Source organism: Erythrobacter sp. R86502, from assembly GCF_042466465.1.
Lineage (GTDB): Bacteria > Pseudomonadota > Alphaproteobacteria > Sphingomonadales > Sphingomonadaceae > Erythrobacter.
In genome coordinates this window covers 337,382-355,090 of the sequence record NZ_JAXHCJ010000001.1, presented here as the reverse complement: position 1 = coordinate 355,090, position 17,709 = coordinate 337,382, and the positions used below count along the sequence as shown (strand labels likewise).

Here is a 17,709-nt window from a genome sequence, read left to right as displayed (position 1 = left end):
TAACCATTTTTGTGCGATAAAATGTACATATGAGACGGATGGGCAAGATTCGCGCAACAGCGCTGGCGGCCGCCACCCTGGCACTTGCGGGATGCGGTGCGTTCATCCCGGGGGGAAACGGCACGGCTGCGCCCGGCGCCGCAAGCCAGAGTGGCCGTTCACCAGCGCGCCCTGCGACATCGGTAGCCGCCACTGCATACAGTCCAGCACCCCGAGCCGAAGACGCCCGCTGCCTTGCTGACCTTGGTGCCAGCGGTGCCCGCTTCGATCCGTTGCCCGATACCTATGCCGCGCCGGGATGCAACAAGCTTGGGACTGTGAAATTGATGGCGCTTGCGGGCGACCGAGCGCCGCTGAGCCTTGCCAATCTGGGACCGGTGCGATGCGGGGTCGCCAAGGCGTTCGGAGACTGGGCCCGCTTCGGCGTCGATCGCGCTGCGCGACAATTGCTCGGCAGCCCTGTGGCGCGCATCGAAACCATGGGATCATATTCATGTCGCAACGTCGCCGGTACCGAGCGCCGTTCGGCGCACGCTCGCGCCGAAGCGATTGACGTTTCCGCTTTTGTCTTGGCAGACGGACGCCGCATCGTTCTGCGGCGCGACTGGAACAGCGGCGACGCAGCGACACGCGAATTTCTGCGGGTGGTTCATCAAAGCGCCTGCAAGCGCTTTGGCACGGTTCTAGGCCCTGAATACAACAGCGCGCACGAAGACCACTTCCATCTCGAAGGGACCGGCGCGCGTTTCTGCCGTTAAAGTGCTGCTGTTATCTGCCCCGGCTTGCTTAATCATCAGTGCCGGGGCCGCGTGCGGGTTAATTTGCGACAATCCCAAGGTGCCTGCGGTTGCCGCTATGCCAGCATCTTGGGTTCAAGCTTTGCTTCCAACTTCAAACGCACGGCTTCTGCCGCGTGGCGTGCGCCCAGTTTCGTCATCATATTGGCGCGATGGATTTCGACCGTACGAGGACTGATATCGAGTTCGCGGGCGATGGTCTTGTTGCTGCTGCCTTCTGCCAGCCAGTCCAGCACTTCACGTTCGCGCGTTGAGAGGGTCGATATCCGATCCCGCGCCTCGATCATGCGGCGGCGTGCCGCGCCGAACTGTTCGGCTTCCTTTTCGATCCGCATGAGACAGCGGGTGAAGCGTTCCGGATCAAGGGGAAGCGCCATATAATCCAGCGATCCTGCCTTGATCGCTTCGACAATCCGTCCGGGGCGCGGTTGCACATCAACTGCGATCAGCGGCAGCCAGATGCCCAGCCTTCCCAGACGATCCAGGATCATCCCCACGCCGCCATCTTCGGCGGTGTCGCGCGCAATGATGATACCCTCTCGCGGCGGGTGCACGGCGAGTTCGGACAGATCGCCGTATACCTCGCAATGGTGGCCCAGCGCAAAACCCACTCGGGCAAGTTCTGCGCGTTGGCGGCTGCAGGAATCGATGAAGTGAAGGGTTGCTTTGCGTGTCATGCCACGGTGTCTGCGCCAACCCATAAGAGTTTTCACGCAAGAGCGCCGCCAATCCGGAGGATTTACCATCTCAGTTAGGCATTAAGCCAATGACAAACCTCGACTAATTTGCTCCGGATCGGACTTAGAAGTCGGTGATGGTTTAAATTCAGTCATCGAACCTGTACGGCGGCAAAGAATGGAACGCCGATCGCAAGGCGTTCCCCCAACCCGATGAGATCGCTTCAAAATATGCATCATCCGATGTCACGCGGTGTTCGTGAAGCGCAGTAAATTCGTTCTTGCCGATTACCAGCAGATCCAACGGCAATCCCACCGACAGGTTCGCTTTCAAGGTTGAATCGAAACTTACCATCAACAGCTTGACGGCGTCTTCGAAGCTCATGTCCCTGTCATACCCGCGTAACAAGATCGGTCGGCCATACTTGGTCTCGCCAATCTGGAAGAAGGGTGTGTCCCAGCTTGCTTCAATGAAATTGCCTTCAGGGTAGATCATGAATAGCCGCGGCTGCATTCCGGCGATCTGCCCAGCGACTATCATCGTTGCCGTAAAGCGCCCCTTGCCGCTTTCGCCGTTGACGCTCTGGGCGGTATCGATGGTGGAGCGCAGCAGCCGTCCGATTTCGGTCACGACCTGAAACATGGTCGGCCCCTTAAGCAGCGCATTGTCGCGTTCGGACGGGGTCTTCGTACGTTCATCCAGCTGGCTGATGACAGCCTGCGTTGTCGCAAGGTTTCCCGCGGTCATTACCGCGATCATACGCTCACCCGGGACGCACCACTGGAACATCTTGCGGAAGGTCGAAATGTTGTCGACGCCCGAATTCGTGCGCGTGTCGCTCATGAGCACGAGGCCCTTTTCGAGCACCATGCCAACGCAATAGGTCATGCCGACGTCCTTCCTTGCCCGCCCGTTCCGCAGCCCCTAGCCCGAAGCAGACGACTGCGCAAAGTCTGCGGGGAAAAGACTTTCGTGCTTATTGGGTCGACTGGCTTTGCGTTTGCGACCTGCCCTGGCTCTGGCTTTGCGACTGGGCGCGGGGGTCAAGGGCTTCGACTGACAGCCCCACGGTCAGGACATCCTTCGATGATCCGCCAAAACTGATGCCGGTGATGGGGGCCGCGTCGCGGTAGTCGCTGCCTGTGGCCACCCGCACATAACGCGGATCGGGAGAGATACCGTTGGACACATCAAAGCCCACCCAGCCCAGTCCTTCGACATGCGCTTCGGCCCACGCATGGGTCGCTTCCTGTTCGATGCGATCGTTCATCATGAGGTAGCCGCTGACGTAGCGTGCCGGTATGCCGCCCGCCCGCGCCGCGCCGATAAAGATATGGGCATGGTCCTGACATACGCCTGCGCCCTGCCCCATTGCCTCTTCAGCGGTCGTACCCGCATTGGTCCGACCGGTTTCGTAGGCGACCCTTTCCCGGATCAAACGCGACAGGGCGTGGAGAAATTCAAGCGGCGCGGCGTCCGGCGCTCCTGCGACATCGCGCAGCAGACCGCGCAGCTTTGTGCCTGGCCGGGTCAGCGGAGTCTGACGCATGAAACCCCATAGCGGAAGATGTCCCGAATGGCGGCCGATCACACCGGCATTATCCTCGGTCTCGACCTCGCCTTCGCACGTCACCGTCACCTCGCTCGCGCCGGAATCAAGGCCGATCAACGTCACATGATTGAAGTGCTGGTCATCATATTCGAGTTCGACGTGCGCGTTTGCGAATGTCATGGTCCAGTCGATAATCCGCTGACCCTGGGTTTCCTTGGGTGTCAGCCGCACACGTTGCAGCGCATGAACGACTGGCTGTGCAAAGGCATAATGGGTGGTGTGCCGGATCTTGAGGGTCATCGTGCTCATAGCTGGAAACGGTAATCCTCTGCGATGGCCTGACTGATACTGGCATTGCGCGAAAGGAAGTCGATCAGGAACTCATGCAGTCCGTGCTCGAAGATCTGATCGACGCAAAGGTGGCTGATGCGGGTGTCCGAATTGCGCATCAGGGCGTTGCTGCGACCATCCACGCCATGCATGCGCGCCAAAGCGGCCAGTGAATCACGCAGCGCATTGCGGCAAAAGGCAAGGCTGCGCGGAAACCGATCATCAAGCACCACAAATTCCACGATCCCGCGCGCTTCGATCTGGCCGGCGTTCAGCCAGCTGTACACCCGCGCACCGGCGACCGATCGCAGCACCTGTTCCCACTGTCCGGTATCGAGGCTTGATCCCACATAGGACAGCGACGGCAACAGCAGAAAATACTTCATGTCGAGGATACGCGCCGTGCTGTCACCGCGTTCGATAAAGGTGCCCGCACGGCTGAAATGATAGCCTTCGTCGCGCAGCATCGATCCGTCGAACGCGCCATGAACCTGCGTTCCGGCACGGCGGATCGCGGTCAGCGCTTCTCCAACCGCCATCTGCCCCACCGGGCGGGTCAGCAACGTGTCGAGCTTCATCCAATTTTCGTTGACCGCTTCCCACAGGTCGGACGAAATGTTGGTGCGCGCTGTCCGGGCATTGCTGCGCACCGCGCCGAACATCTCGCGCACATTGCCGGGGTTGGACGGCCCGCGCAGCACGAAATTCCAGACCTGCATGCCGTCATAGGTGTCATGCAGCGCTTCATAGGCGTGCTGCAGGCCCAGCGTGGCGATAACTGACCGCCATTCCGCCTCTGCTGTTGCCAGATCGCGTGTCAGCGCCATGCGCAGCGCCGCTTCCAGCAGGCGTGCGGTGTTCTCCGCCCGCTCAAGATAGCGGAACATCCAGAACAATCCGTTGGCAGTGCGGCCCAGCATATCAGTCTTTCAGCACCCAGGTGTCCTTGGTGCCGCCCCCTTGCGAGGAATTGACCACCAGCGATCCCTTTTTCAGCGCGACCCGCGTGAGGCCGCCGGGCGTAATGTCGATCTTGTCCGGCGACACGAGAACAAATGGCCGCAGATCGAGATGCCGCGGGGTCAGGCCCTTGGCGGTGTAGATCGGACAGGTCGACAGCGCGAGCGTGGGCTGCGCGATGTAATTTTCGGGCCGCGCGATCAGCTTTTCCCGGAACGCCGCAATTTCGCGTTTCGTCGATGTCGGCCCGATCAACATGCCATACCCGCCAGAGCCGTGTACTTCCTTGACCACCAGTTCGGCAAGATTGTCGAGCACATAGGCCAGCGAATCCTTGTCCGCGCATCGCCACGTCTGGACATTGGGCAGCAGCGGCTTTTCACCAGTATAGAATTCGACGATGTCGGGCATGAAACTGTAAATCGCCTTGTCGTCGGCAACCCCAGTTCCGGGTGCATTGGCGATGGTGATACCGCCTGACCGATAGACATCCATGATACCGGGAATGCCAAGAGCGGAATCGGGATTGAACGTCAGCGGATCGAGAAAGTCATCATCGACGCGGCGATACAGCACATCGATCGGCTTATAACCACGCGTCGTGCGCATCTGGACACGCCCATCAACGACGCGCAGGTCGCTGCCCTCCACCAGTTCTGCGCCCATCTGATCGGCCAGAAACGCGTGTTCGAAATAGGCCGAATTGTAGATGCCGGGGGTCAGCACCGCGACGGTGGGCTTCCCGCCCGAAAAAGCAGGGGGGAGGCATGCGGCCAGACTGCGCGCCAATCGCCTTGGATAATCCGACACGCTTTCCACCGCGACCCGGCTGAACAGATCGGGGAACATGCCCATCATCGTTTCGCGATTTTCGAGCATGTAAGATACACCCGACGGCGTCCTTGCGTTGTCTTCGAGCACGAAGAATTCGTCCGGCCCGGTCCGCACCAGATCGATCCCGACGATGTGGGTGTAAATCCCGCCTGGCGGCGTAAAGCCGACCATATTGGCAAGCCATGCATCGTTGGTTCGCAGCAGGCGTTCGGGCAAGCGCCCTGCCCGCACGATTTCCTGACGGTGGTAAAGATCATACAGAAAGGAATTGAGCGCCCTTACCCGCTGTTCGATACCCCGCGACAGACGGCGCCATTCGTTCGCGGTGATGATCCGCGGGACCATGTCGAACGGGATAAGGCGTTCTTCGGCCGTATCCTCTCCGTAAACGTTAAAGGTGATCCCGGTACGGCGGAAGGTGTCATCCGCTTCACGGTTCTTGCGGCGCATCAGCTCTGGCGGCTGTTCGGCATACCAGCGGCAATATTCCGCATAAGCGGGACGGGTCCCGCCCTGACTGTCGAACATTTCGTCAAAGGTGTTGGTTTGCGCCTGCATCGACCCCCACTTGTCCTTGTATGCAGTGCAACAATGTAGCCCCCCTTTTGCAAAAGGAAAGCGGTTGCATGTGTTTGCTTGCTGTCTCCACGCCGGGTTCAGGTCGGCGTGGCTTCCAGTTCGTTCAGAAGGGTTTCGATGACCTGCGGATCATAGGTGAACCCCATGTGCGTGCAGCGCAGCGGAATGGCGCGGTCACGCTCACCCGGTCGCCCGGCCGCGCAGCGCGGCGCAATTACGCCGTCGTTGGCACTCCACAGCGCGACTGTTTCAACCGGCGGCTTGACGGCCAGTTCCGCCGCAACGGGCGGTGCATCGACCGAATGGCCGGTGATGAACTGATAGGCGCGCCAGACGTTGTTGGCGCGGGGGCTGCCCGAAAAAGGTGAACCCATGGTCACAACCTTGGCCACCGCATGCGGCTGGCGCTTGGCGATTTCACGCGCGTAAAGCCCGCCCAGACTCCACCCGACCAACGTGACCGCGCGGCCATGGCGCGCATGCAATTCCAGCAACCGCGCTTCCAACTGGTCGAACCGATCGGGGTCAGGGCCCCAGTTGCGACCAAGCCCCCAGCGTTTCGTAATGTGTCCAGCAGCTTCAAGCTGGCGCGCGAGATACCGCATCCGCACCGGGTTGGCACCAAAGCCGGGAAGGATCATGACGACCTGCGGATTGGCGGTCAGCGTGATCGTTGCTCTGCGCTTGGAACGACGAAACGGTTCAAGCAGCCATTCAGCCTCCGCAAGCAGCCGCAGAAAGCGCGGTTTGCCCGCTTCGTGTTCCTGCGGGCATTCTTCCCGTGCCAACGCCACACGACGGGCCAGCGCGGTTCCCGCATAGGCCTCCTGCGCCTGCGCACTCGCAGCCAGAAGCGGCGCGGTCAGCCGAGCAAATTCAGGAAAGAAGCGCGGGGACGACATATGACACTTTAAGCATCAATACCCATTAATGTTCCCTGAAATGTCACAATTGGATCTGCGCGCGGTGCTCGCCCTGTTTCTCCGCAATACTACTGTGCCGGACATTCACCGATCCGTTCATGTGTGCCGGAAAAACGCAACGTTGCCTCGCCCATGCCTTCGAAGTTCATGATGCTTTCCGCGGTGAATTCGGCCTTGGTGGAGGTGGTGGTTCCGGCCATCGTCATGCGTGCTTCACCCTCGGGTGTCTTGCAGACCATAACCGCATCCAGCTTTCCTCCGGTAAGATCAAAGCGTTCATAGCTGCATTCGCCATTCTGGCCCTGCTTCATCAATTGCTCAAAGCCCTGATCGACTTCAGCCTGGGTCAGGCAATCTTCGGTCGTGACGGTTTGCCCGGCGCCATGCCCCTTCATTTCCGGCGGCAGACCGGGAACATCGATCCCGGTCATCACCACGGTCGATCTGTACAGGCCGGGCTGCGGCTTCACCCCTTCGGCCTTGGCCAGCGCGGCCGCTTCCTTGACGCTGACACCGTCTGCGCGATCGGTTTCAGCATCGCCGCCCGAACAGCCGCCTAGCAGCGCAGCGCCCGCGGCAGCGATAAGAATGAAACGCGTCATTGGTCTGTCTCCTGCTGCGGGCCTGCCCCGTATATGCTCAATGTAACGCAAAACCTGTCCGAATGGCCCCAGATAATCGTCCGGCCCTTCACATTCGCGGTGCCGATCCGCATATATTCGGCATGGCTCAACTCGTAATCCGCCGCGGACTGGACGAACCCCAGACGGGTGACGACTTCACTCCGCATCGCCCCGCCCGGCCCGACAAGTCGATGGGCGGCATCCCGTTCAAACTGGTTTCGGAATACGAACCCGCAGGCGATCAGCCCACGGCCATAGCCGAACTGACGCAAAGCGCGCTTGAAGGCGAAAAGACCCAAGTGCTGCTGGGCGTCACCGGATCGGGCAAGACGTTCACCATGGCCAAGGTGATCGAAACGCTGCAACGACCGGCCCTGATCCTTGCCCCGAACAAGATTCTGGCCGCGCAGTTGTATGGGGAATTCAAAAGCTTCTTTCCTGAAAACGCAGTCGAGTATTTCGTCAGCTACTACGATTATTACCAGCCCGAAGCCTACGTTCCGCGGTCCGATACCTATATCGAGAAGGAATCGAGCGTGAACGAAGCGATCGACCGGATGCGCCATTCGGCCACCCGTGCGCTGCTGGAACGCGATGATGTGATAATCGTGGCGTCCGTGTCATGCCTTTATGGCATCGGGTCGGTCGAAACCTATTCGGCGATGATTTTCGACATCAAGCAAGGTGAGACGGTCGACCAGCGCGAACTGATCCGCAAGCTTGTCGCACTGCAATACAAGCGCAACGATGCCGCCTTCACCCGCGGCTGTTTCCGCGTGCGCGGCGACAGTCTGGAAATCTTCCCGTCGCACTATGAAGACATGGCGTGGCGCATCAGCTTCTTTGGGGATGAGATCGAAGGCATCGCCGAATTCGATCCGTTGACGGGCACCAAGGGCGCCAGCCTCGAAAAGGTGCGGGTCTACGCCAATTCGCACTATGTCACCCCCGGCCCGACGATGAAGCAGGCGGCTGCTGCGATCAAGTTCGAGCTGGAAGAACGCCTCAAGGAGCTGGAGATCGAGGGCAAGCTGCTCGAACGTCAGCGGCTGGAGCAGCGCACCCATTTCGACCTCGAAATGATCGCGGCGACCGGTAGCTGCGCAGGGATCGAGAATTATTCGCGCTTCCTCACCGGGCGTCTGCCAGGCGAGCCGCCGCCGACCTTGTTCGAATATCTCCCCGAAAACGCGCTATTGTTCGTCGATGAAAGCCACCAGACCGTGCCGCAGATCGGCGCGATGGCGAAGGGCGACCACCGCCGCAAGCTGACGCTGGCCGAGTACGGCTTCCGGCTGCCGTCCTGCATCGACAACCGCCCCTTGCGGTTCAACGAATGGGACGCGATGCGGCCGCAGACCTTTGCGGTCAGCGCGACACCCGGACACTGGGAAATGGACCAGACCGGCGGCGTCTTTGCCGAACAGGTCATCCGCCCCACCGGGCTGATCGACCCGCCGGTCGAAATTCGCCCGGTCGAGGATCAGGTGCAGGACTGCATCGTCGAATGCAAAGCAACCGCGGCCAAGGGTTATCGCACGCTCGTCACCACGCTGACCAAGCGTATGGCGGAGGATTTGACCGAATTCATGCACGAAGCCGGCGTGCGGGTGCGCTACATGCACTCGGACGTCGAGACGCTCGAACGCATTGAGCTGATCCGTGACCTGCGGCTCGGCGTTTATGATGTGCTGATCGGGATCAACTTGCTGCGCGAAGGGCTCGACATTCCCGAATGCGGGCTGGTGGCGATCCTCGATGCGGACAAGGAAGGCTTCTTGCGGTCGGAAACCTCGCTGATCCAGACCATCGGGCGCGCCGCGCGCAACGTTGATGGCCGGGTGATCCTCTATGCCGACCGCATCACCGGCAGCATGGAACGCGCGCTTGCCGAAACAGACCGGCGCCGGTCGAAGCAGGAAGAATACAACGCCGAGCACGGCATCACGCCGCAGACCATCAAGCGCGACATTCACGACATCGTTGCGCACTCCGCCGCGCAGGATGGGGTTACGGTCGATCTTGGCGATGATCAGCGCAACAATCTGGTGGGTCATAACCTGCGCGGCTACATCGAAGACCTTGAAAAGCGGATGCGCAATGCAGCCGCCAATCTTGAGTTTGAGGAAGCAGGCCGACTGCGTGACGAAATCCGGCGGTTGGAAGCCGACGAACTTGGCCTTCCCGATGACCAGAAGCGTGCGCCGATTGTTGGCCGCTCGAATGAAGGCAAGCCGGGAACCCGAAAAACCCGGTATGGCAAGACGCGGTACAAGAAGATGGGTGGGAAGCCGTAGGCGCGCCTCTTGAACAGGGCTTTCAACCCTGCCACCCCGCTACGCCATGAACGTCCGATTCCTCGCTGTGCTGGCATCCGTCAGCACGCTCGCCCTCAATGTCACCGTTGCCGCACAGGGCCAGCCTGACAATTCTGCTGTCCAGCCTGAAACAGCCGTTACGCCGCAGGTGCGCACCCGTGACCTGTCCGGCACCTTCGGCGGACAGAGCATAAGCTACCGTGCGACCATTGCGGACACGGTGCTGGAAAGCGATTCCGGAAAACCCGAGGCGGTGATTGTCACCACCTCGTACGTCAAAACCCTCGCCGATCCGTCGCGCCCGGTGTTTTTCATCTACAATGGCGGGCCGGGTTCAGGTTCGGTTTGGCTTCAGATGGGAGCATGGGGGCCCAAGCGTGTGGCGATCCCCGCCGACGCCCGCGATGATGGCGCGCCGCCCTATCCCCTGCGCGACAACCCCGACAGCCTGCTGGACGTTGCCGACCTTGTCTTCATCGATCCGCCGGGCACAGGCTTCAGCTATCTGACCCCCGGCACCGATCCCCAGAAATACTACGGCTTGCGGCAGGATGGCCGCGCCGTTGCGCAGGTGATCCGGCGCTGGATCAATGACAACGGGCGCTGGAACAGCCCCAAATATCTCGGCGGCGAAAGCTACGGCACCACGCGCACGGCGATGGTGGCTGATGAACTGGAAGGCAGCACCTACAATGATGTCGGGCTGAACGGACTGGTGCTGATTTCCACCATCCTCGATTTTGCCGGACGCGAACCGACGCCCGGCAACGAGATGGCGTATATCGTCACCCTGCCCAACATGGCGACGGCCGCCTATTTCCACGGCAAGGCACAGGCATCTTCGGTCGAAGCCATCGCAGAAGAAGCGCGCCGCTTTGCCATCGGGCCTTACGCCGCGGCGCTGCTCAAGGGTCAGGATTTGCCTGCGGATGAACGCGCCAGCGTCCGCCGCGAACTTGCGCGCCTCACCGGTCTTTCCGAAACTTATCTGGAACAGGCCGATCTGCGTGTCACCGATCAGCGGTTCTACAAGGAACTGCTGCGCGATCGCGGCCGGACCATCGGCCGGCTGGATGCGCGCTATACCGGCACCGATTATGACAATGCAGGCGAAACGCCGGACAATGACCCCAGCTTTTACGGGATCGATGCCGGCTACACCGCCGCCATCAACAGCTGGGCGCGCGAGACGCTGGGTTACAGGACTGATCGCGAATATCAGTCAATCGGGCGCGAACCCGGGCGCAACTGGGATTGGAAGCTCGACGGTGGCAGCCGGGGCGCTTACCTGAATGTCGCACCGCTGATTGGTCAGGCGCTGCGTCAGAACAGCCAGCTCAGGGTCTTTGCCGGGCAAGGTTGGTACGATTTTGCCACGCCGTTCTTTGGCGCGGAATATTCGCTCAATCGCACCGGGATCCCGCAGGATCGCATCACATGGAAATATTACGACGCCGGTCACATGATGTATATTCGCGATCAGGACCGAGCGCGCTTGGCTTCAGACCTGCGCGAATTCATTCGCGCCCGATGATGAGGCGGCTGACCTTATGCGCCCTTTTGGCGGCAGTCGGCGCGGTGTCGGGATGCAAGCCGCCGCCAACCGATGCCGCCGTTGCGCGCGTGTCGTTGCTGGCGCCCACCACCGGGCCATCTGCGCCGATGGAATCGCCCGATACGAAAGATGCGATCTGGTCGCAGACGAAGGATCCTTTGCGGCTGGTCTACGGCGTCCCCGGTCAGCCAGTTCTGCTTGCGCTGGCGTGCGCCAACCCCGGCCTGCCTGATGCCAGCCTGCGAATTACCCGCCACGCTCCTGCAGACGATGGCGCCGCAGCGCTCCTGGCGTTGATCGGCAATGGCTGGATCGGCCGCTTCCCGGTCGAAGCAACAGAGATCGACGGGCGCGTATGGTGGGATGGCACCATCCCGGCCGCGACACGCGAATGGAACGCGCTGAAGCCCGAACGCGAAGCCACCGTCACCGTGCCGGGTGCGGGTCTGATCAAACTTAACGCAAGCCCGCTTCCGTTTGCCCTGGTGACGTTGTGCCGGTCTTCTGGCGCGCCAGCTGCACCAGCAAATCAGGCGTAAGAATTTGCGGCAATTGTTTCGGGGCGCTGCTGCCGCCGGGATACCAGAGATATAACGGCACGCCAGCGGCGCCCTGTTCGGTCAGAAACTGGGTGATCGCCGCATCGCGCCGGGTCCAGTCGCCCACCATCGTGATAACGCCCGCATCGGCAAAGGCATCGCGCACCGCCTCACGCTCGATCGCGGTGGCTTCGTTGACCTTGCAGGTGACGCACCAATCAGCGGTGAACCACAGGAACACCGGCTTGCCGCTTGCCCGTGCGGTCTGGAGCGCGGCGGGACTGAAAGCCTGCGGGTTGTGGATGCTCGCCTTGGCGGCGCTGCTCGGTGCCTCGTAAAGCGAAGGCAGCGCAATTGCCGCAAACGCGGCAAACGGCGCAGCGACAAGCCCGAACGCGGGCCACGCCATTTTCCCGCCGCGCTGGAGCCGGCCGACGACGAACAGGCCCAGCAAGACACCCGCGACCAGCAGCAGCGCAACAAGGCCAAAGATCCGGCCGCCAAGTTGCACGGTCAGCCACAACAGCGCCAGCGCAGTCAGCGCCATCGGGATTGCCATGATCCGCCGGAATCGTTCCATCCACGCGCCGGGCCGCGGCAACATCCGCCGAAATGCGGGAACAAAGCCAAGCAGCAGGAACGGCAGCGCCAGCCCCAGTCCCAGCAGCGCAAACAAAAGGAGCGCTTGCGGCACGGGGAGCAATAACGCGGCGCCCAAGGCCGCTGCCATGAAAGGACCGGTGCAAGGCGTCGCGACAAATGCCGCCAGCAACCCGGTGCCAAAGGCTCCCATCCGTTCGCCCCCCATTCTGACCGAAACCGAAGGCAGTTCGAACAATCCAGCAAAGTTTGCGGTAATTGACGCAGCCAACACCAGCAGCGCGACCACCACGCCCGGTTCCTGCAACTGGAACGCCCAGCCCACCTGCTCGCCTGCCGCCCGAAGCGTAAGCAGCAGCGCGCCCAGCGCGACACAGGCCAGCACGACGCCAGCGGTGTAGGCCAGCCCCTCGGCCCGCGCCCTTGCCTCGCTTTCACCAGCGTGGGCGAGGCTGAGCGCCTTCAGGCTCAGGATCGGAAAGACGCAAGGCATGATGTTGAGCAGCAGGCCGCCCGCAAGCGCGCCGAGGATCAGCGTCCACAACGGCGGGATCGGCGCTGACTGCGGCCCTGCGATCAATTCGCCTCCAGTTGGCACCGTGCCGGGTACAGAAACAAAGCGCACGCCCAGCCCGTCGCCGAATGACAGGATGCCAGTCAGCTTCTGCGCGCTGATCGCATCTGCGCCCAGCCCGAACGGGTCGAGCGCAATTTCCGCGACCAGGACGTCATCTACCCGCCGGAAGACCTGCGGCGCAGCATACTTCACCAACCGCGGGGCGCCGACAAAGATGTGGGGATCGGCCAGTCCAACATCGGCAGGCAAAGGTATCGCCACCCGCAAAGTCTGACCTGCAATGGCAAAGCGTGCCCGCGCATCAATCAGCGGCGCGACCTCGGCCCGCCATCTCGCAAAATCGCCGCCTGCCTGCGCGGTCAGCAGCGCATCTTGCGGGACACAGATCTTGTCGGTGCAGGCGAGATATTCGACGGAGCCTGTGATGCGCGGAAGGGTGCTGACATCCGCACCCGCAGGAACCCTGACAGGCACCAGCACCGTGTAAGTGCCCTCGTAGATATGGTTCATCAGGCCGCTGATCAGAAACTGCTGCGGCACCGGGTACAACGCCTCTCCCATCTGCCAACCAGCCGGCAGATCCAGCGACAGCCGCATCCCTTGCCCCGCATCGCCGGGGTTCGACCAGTATCCGTGCCATTCTTCGCTTTTCGGCGTGAAGCGCAGCGCCAGCATCCATTCACCGCCTGCCTGCGGTGCGCTGTCGGCAAACAGCGACACCGCAATATTTTCATCACCATACAGCGCCCTGCGTTCAGGCTGCTGCGCGTGGCCCGGCGCAGCCAGCAGTACACTTGCTATCAGTGCAAGCAGCCATGCAGCGAATTGTCGGATCGGGTGATGGAAGGTTCTTGCACGGGACACAGATTGGCATCTAGGCTTGGCAAGCATTCTTCGCAATCGGAGCGAACCCGTGACCAAGCCTGAAAATGAAACCCGCGACCTTGTGATCCTTGGCGGGGGGCTGGTGGGCATGACGCTGGCGCTGGCGGCGGCAAAGAAAGGCATGTCCAGCCATGTGATCGACCGCGCCGATCCGGCTGAGCTGACCGCCGAAGGTTTCGATGATCGCGCCACCGCGATTTCGACCGCAAGCTGGCACCTGTTCGAAAACATCGGAATCGCAGCGGGCCTCGAAGAATTTGCCTGCGATATCGCGAGCATCGCCGTGACCGATCAGAACAAGCCCGGACGGCTCGATTTCCAGCCCGGCCCCGAAGGCGGTACGCTGGGGCGGATGTTCCCCAACCGTCGTCTGCGTCTGGCGTTGTTCGAAGCGGCCGCCAAGGAACCGCTGATCCACTGGGTCGCCAAGGCACAAGTGACCGAACGCCAACGCAGCCAGCTTGGCGTCGCTGCCGTTCTGGCAGACGGGCGGAAGCTGAAAGGCCGGTTGATGATCGCCGCCGAAGGACGCCAGTCGCCCACGCGTGATGCGGCAGGCATCCCGATTGCGAAATGGGATTACAAGCACCGCGCCATCATCGCCGGCCTCACCCATGAAAAGCCGCACGGCAACGTCGCGTGGGAGATTTTCTATCCCGCCGGACCATTTGCTCTGTTGCCGCTGAACGATGATGCGGACGGAACGCACAGATCCTCGCTGGTGTGGACCGTGTCCGAAGCCGATGGCGCAGGGGTGATGAAGCTGGGCGACCGGGCGTTTCTGGCCGAGGTTGAAAAGCGCATGGGCGGCGTGCTGGGAAAGGTAAAAAGCGTAGGCCACCGGTCAAGCTGGCCGCTGGGCTTCCACCACACCGCGAAGATCACCGGCGAACGCCTCGCGCTGATCGGGGATTCGGCTCACGGCATCCACCCGATTGCAGGTCAGGGTCTGAACCTCGGTCTGCGCGATGTAGGCGCGCTGGTCGAAGTGCTGACCGATGGCGCACGGCTTGGTCTTGATCCGGGCGATCCCGAATTGCTCAAGCGGTATGAGGCGTGGCGCGGGCTGGACAGTTTCATGGTGGCGCTGGCCACGGACGGCCTCACGCGCCTGTTCGGCGTCCCCGGCAAAACGGCCAGTGCTGTGCGCCGCCTGGGCATGGCGGCGGTGCAGCGCACACCGATGCTCAAGGACTTTTTCATGGACGAGGCCCGCGGCGTATCGGGCGATCTGCCCGCGATCCTGCGCGGATAACCCGGGCTCTGCCGCCCGCGCCTTTGGTGCAAGCGGTATTACGGCCTGATCAGCGGGCTTAGCTGTCGCACCGGATTGCCCGCCCCGTCGCGCAATCCGCGCTGGTCGAGCACCGCGGCGGTTTCGATCACTTCCATCGCTTCCATCGCCTTGCGATAGCGTTCGGCATCGGCGATCCAGACATCCGCGTTGGCCGCTCCGGGCATGCCTTTTACCTCGTCGATCGCCGCACGGTAGCGGCCCTGCTCCAGCGCCCAGCGCGCCCGTTCGAGCCGGCGTTGCGGCTGCGGCGATGGGGTGCTTTCACGCCGGAACACGAACAGTTGGCCCAGTTCGCGCTGGAATGCGGCCCATGATGGCCCTTCGCCACTGTTGCGCAGTTGCGGACCCAGCCCTTCAAGCCGCGCCACCAGACTATCCAGCCGGATCGGATTGCGCGAAAATTCGATGATGGTGCTGACGGCGTTGGGCCATTGATCGCCAAATCGCAGGCGCAGCTGGTCCGAAAGGTATCCCAGTTCCGCCCCGCGTTCGACAGCGCGGCGCGTGGCAAACGCAATCAGCAGGCTTTCTGCGCGTGCCGCATTGCCCGCAGCAGCCTGGGCTTGCAGATCAAGCTGGGTCAGCCGCTGTTCGGCAGCCGCGAGCCGTGTATCAAGACCGCCCTGCTGTTCGGCCACACGCTGCACCTCCTGTTTCGCCCTTATGGCTGCCGCAAGCGGAGCCGGACTGGCCGCAGCCAACGTGGGCGCGGCGGCCGGGTCAGCGCCCGCTTCGGCCACCACCTGGGCGCGGGTGCCATTGCTGCGCCCGGGTTGCAGATTGTACCACATCACCCATCCCACCAGCGCACCGCCCGCCAGGAAGGCAGCCAGCGCAGCCAGCATCGTGGCCCGGCCAGAGCTTGGTCTGGGGGCGGCTTCATAAGGCGATGGTCCGGGTTGTGCTGCCATCGAAATCCGTTCTTTGCGACTTTGAAACGTGCCTCGTCCGCGCCCTTATCAGGGCTTTTCGGACGGGGTGGGACGAATGGAGCGCGGGGCGTTGCACAAGTCAAACACCAATTGCAACAGCGTGGCTTCATCGGGCTGCGTGGCAGTATGCACCGCGCCCCAGCCGGTCCCGGCTGCAGCGGCAATCCGCGGGCCGAGCGCGGCCAGCACGATGTTGCGGCGGACCAGACCAAGCCGGTCGCACTCCATGGCGAAATGGCGCGCGGTCGCCGCCGAATGGAGAAGCACAAGCGCCCCGCCCTGCGACAGCGCCGAACGCACAGGATCAAGCGGCAGGAACGCACTGCGATAGGCGATGACTTCGGCAAAGGTCACACCTGCTGGCGGGACAAGCGGGACGTGCTCCTCCCCCGCGATACGCAGCAAATGGCAGGGCGCGGCGATCGTATCGAGCACACCTTGCAAACCGCCGCTTCCGGTCATGGCAATCGTAAAGCCGGCGGAACGCGCCGCAGCCGCGGTTGCTTCGCCCACGGCGTAAACGGGCTTGCCTGCGACACGGGCAATGTTTGGCCCGCCGTGCAGAATGGCATTGGCGCTGCCGATCAACAACCCGTCAATCCCATCAGGTTCGGGACAGTCCCATTCCAGCGCACGGATTTCAGATAGCGGCAGCCCGGTAATCGCCAGACCCATCTCGCCGGCTTTGGCCACAGTGGCCGAAAGCCCGGGTTCCGGACGCAGCGCAATCAGATGCGCTGTCATTTCTCGCCGCGAAAATGCGGTGCGATACCCGGTGTCGCCCGCCCCAGCAGATCGGCGGCCAGCGCCCGCACCGGTGCATGATCGCCCGGTGCAAAGCGTGCAGTGCCTTCAATCCGCTCAGCACCATCAGGGCTGAAAAGCGCGGCACGCATGGCAAGTTCGCCATCCGCAGGCTTGCAGAGCACCGCCACCGGCGAATGGCAGGTGCCGCCCAGTTCGGCGAGCAGCGCCCGTTCCGCTTCCAGTTCGGCGCGTGTGGGCGCATGGTCGATCGCGGCGAGAAGCGCGGTGGTTTGTGCATCATCGGCGCGGCATTCGATGGCGATCACGCCTTGTGCGGCGGCGGGTATCCATGCGCTTTCATCCAGCGGCGCACCCACGGCGCTTTGGTCAAGCCGTTCAAGCCCGGCAGCGGCAAGGAAGGTCACATCGGCTTCGCCCGCCTGCAATTTGCCCAGCCGCGTGGCAACATTGCCGCGGAAGGTCACGACCTTGCAATCGGGCCGCAGGTTCAAAAGCTGCGCGGCGCGCCGCGGCGCACTGGTGCCAACCACCGCGCCTTCGGGGATTTCTGCGATGCTTGCCGCGCCCACAAGACAATCCCGCCGGTCGGCGCGCGGCAGGAAAGCAGGAAAATGGAACGCATCGGGGCGGATCGTCTCGACATCCTTGGCCGAATGCACCGACAGGTCGATCCGGCCTTCGCCCAGCCACTGGTCGAGTTCCTTGGTCCACAAGGCCTTGCCACCAATTTCGGACAAGGGGCGATCCAGAACCTTGTCACCGCTTGCCAGAACAGGGACCAGTTCGACCGCGTCTTCATCCCAACCGTGCGCAGCGCACAGACGGGCGCGGGTTTCAACCGCCTGCGCCATCGCCAGCGGCGAATTGCGGGTGCCGAGGCGCAGCTTGGGCGAGGGGCGCGGAGCCGTTCGTTCAGGTTCAATCATAGCCGTGCTTGCTCTAGCCTTCACAAACACTAGATG

General features: G+C 62.3%; 16 protein-coding genes. 5 read left to right on the top strand and 11 right to left on the bottom strand.

The features are described 5' to 3' along the window. Positions 1 to 38: 38 nt before the first annotated feature. Positions 39 to 758 carry an extensin family protein gene (locus SJY33_RS01660; protein WP_379920771.1) on the top strand — a complete coding sequence of 240 codons (720 nt, stop codon included), beginning with the start codon at positions 39 to 41 and terminating at the stop codon, positions 756 to 758. A gap of 95 nt (positions 759 to 853) precedes the next feature. Here the strand turns inward: SJY33_RS01660 and SJY33_RS01655 are convergent, their stop codons facing one another. From SJY33_RS01655 to SJY33_RS01625, 7 genes are all read right to left on the bottom strand, one after another. Continuing rightward, positions 854 to 1,474 (bottom strand): response regulator transcription factor, encoded by a 621-nt coding sequence (locus SJY33_RS01655; protein ID WP_379920770.1) that lies wholly within the window; start codon positions 1,472 to 1,474, stop codon positions 854 to 856. Positions 1,475 to 1,622: 148 nt separating this feature from the next. After that, positions 1,623 to 2,363, bottom strand: coding sequence for a peptidase (locus SJY33_RS01650; RefSeq protein WP_379920769.1), 741 nt, complete (start codon positions 2,361 to 2,363; stop codon positions 1,623 to 1,625). Between the two features lie 88 nt (positions 2,364 to 2,451). Beyond that, a complete protein-coding gene (locus tag SJY33_RS01645; RefSeq protein ID WP_379923498.1) occupies positions 2,452 to 3,327 on the bottom strand; it encodes a transglutaminase domain-containing protein in 876 nt (291 codons plus the stop codon). Positions 3,328 to 3,332: 5 nt separating this feature from the next. Continuing rightward, positions 3,333 to 4,277 (bottom strand): alpha-E domain-containing protein, encoded by a 945-nt coding sequence (locus SJY33_RS01640; RefSeq protein WP_379920768.1) that lies wholly within the window; start codon positions 4,275 to 4,277, stop codon positions 3,333 to 3,335. Between the two features lies 1 nt (position 4,278). After that, positions 4,279 to 5,709 carry a circularly permuted type 2 ATP-grasp protein gene (locus SJY33_RS01635; RefSeq protein WP_379920767.1) on the bottom strand — a complete coding sequence of 477 codons (1,431 nt, stop codon included), beginning with the start codon at positions 5,707 to 5,709 and terminating at the stop codon, positions 4,279 to 4,281. A 98-nt stretch (positions 5,710 to 5,807) separates the two neighbouring features. After that, entirely contained in the window at positions 5,808 to 6,632 is an 825-nt protein-coding gene (locus tag SJY33_RS01630) for an esterase/lipase family protein (RefSeq protein ID WP_379920766.1), read from the bottom strand. A gap of 89 nt (positions 6,633 to 6,721) precedes the next feature. Beyond that, positions 6,722 to 7,255 carry a DUF3617 domain-containing protein gene (locus tag SJY33_RS01625; protein WP_379920765.1) on the bottom strand — a complete coding sequence of 178 codons (534 nt, stop codon included), beginning with the start codon at positions 7,253 to 7,255 and terminating at the stop codon, positions 6,722 to 6,724. A gap of 122 nt (positions 7,256 to 7,377) precedes the next feature. Here SJY33_RS01625 and uvrB point away from each other — a divergent pair, with 122 nt between their 5' ends. Genes uvrB through SJY33_RS01610 form a run of 3 tightly spaced genes read left to right on the top strand, consistent with a single transcriptional unit; the run spans position 7,378 to position 11,688 of the window. Next, on the top strand, positions 7,378 to 9,573 hold the full coding sequence (uvrB, locus tag SJY33_RS01620; protein WP_379923497.1) for an excinuclease ABC subunit UvrB: 2,196 nt from the start codon (positions 7,378 to 7,380) through the stop codon (positions 9,571 to 9,573). Between the two features lie 46 nt (positions 9,574 to 9,619). Then, positions 9,620 to 11,128 carry a S10 family peptidase gene (locus SJY33_RS01615; protein WP_379920764.1) on the top strand — a complete coding sequence of 503 codons (1,509 nt, stop codon included), beginning with the start codon at positions 9,620 to 9,622 and terminating at the stop codon, positions 11,126 to 11,128. A 44-nt stretch (positions 11,129 to 11,172) separates the two neighbouring features. Continuing rightward, positions 11,173 to 11,688: a hypothetical protein gene (locus tag SJY33_RS01610; RefSeq protein WP_379920763.1), complete on the top strand. Its 516-nt coding sequence runs from the start codon at positions 11,173 to 11,175 to the stop codon at positions 11,686 to 11,688. On the opposite strand, the gene SJY33_RS01605 is transcribed toward SJY33_RS01610, so the two are convergent. Further along, positions 11,606 to 13,729: a protein-disulfide reductase DsbD family protein gene (locus tag SJY33_RS01605; RefSeq protein WP_379920762.1), complete on the bottom strand. Its 2,124-nt coding sequence runs from the start codon at positions 13,727 to 13,729 to the stop codon at positions 11,606 to 11,608. The two genes, SJY33_RS01610 and SJY33_RS01605, sit on opposite strands and share 83 nt — an antisense overlap. Before the next feature lie 49 nt (positions 13,730 to 13,778). On the opposite strand from SJY33_RS01605, the gene SJY33_RS01600 reads away from it, so the two are divergent. After that, a complete protein-coding gene (locus tag SJY33_RS01600; RefSeq protein WP_379920761.1) occupies positions 13,779 to 15,005 on the top strand; it encodes a UbiH/UbiF/VisC/COQ6 family ubiquinone biosynthesis hydroxylase in 1,227 nt (408 codons plus the stop codon). A 38-nt stretch (positions 15,006 to 15,043) separates the two neighbouring features. On the opposite strand, the gene SJY33_RS01595 is transcribed toward SJY33_RS01600, so the two are convergent. Genes SJY33_RS01595 through hemC form a run of 3 tightly spaced genes read right to left on the bottom strand, consistent with a single transcriptional unit; the run spans position 15,044 to position 17,673 of the window. Next, entirely contained in the window at positions 15,044 to 15,958 is a 915-nt protein-coding gene (locus tag SJY33_RS01595) for a hypothetical protein (RefSeq protein ID WP_379920760.1), read from the bottom strand. 48 nt (positions 15,959 to 16,006) lie between these two features. Further along, on the bottom strand, positions 16,007 to 16,723 hold the full coding sequence (locus SJY33_RS01590) for a uroporphyrinogen-III synthase (RefSeq protein WP_379920759.1): 717 nt from the start codon (positions 16,721 to 16,723) through the stop codon (positions 16,007 to 16,009). Beyond that, positions 16,720 to 17,673: a hydroxymethylbilane synthase gene (gene hemC, locus SJY33_RS01585; protein ID WP_379920758.1), complete on the bottom strand. Its 954-nt coding sequence runs from the start codon at positions 17,671 to 17,673 to the stop codon at positions 16,720 to 16,722. Before hemC ends, SJY33_RS01590 begins: the two co-directional genes overlap by 4 nt. Between the last annotated feature and the right edge of the window lie 36 nt (positions 17,674 to 17,709).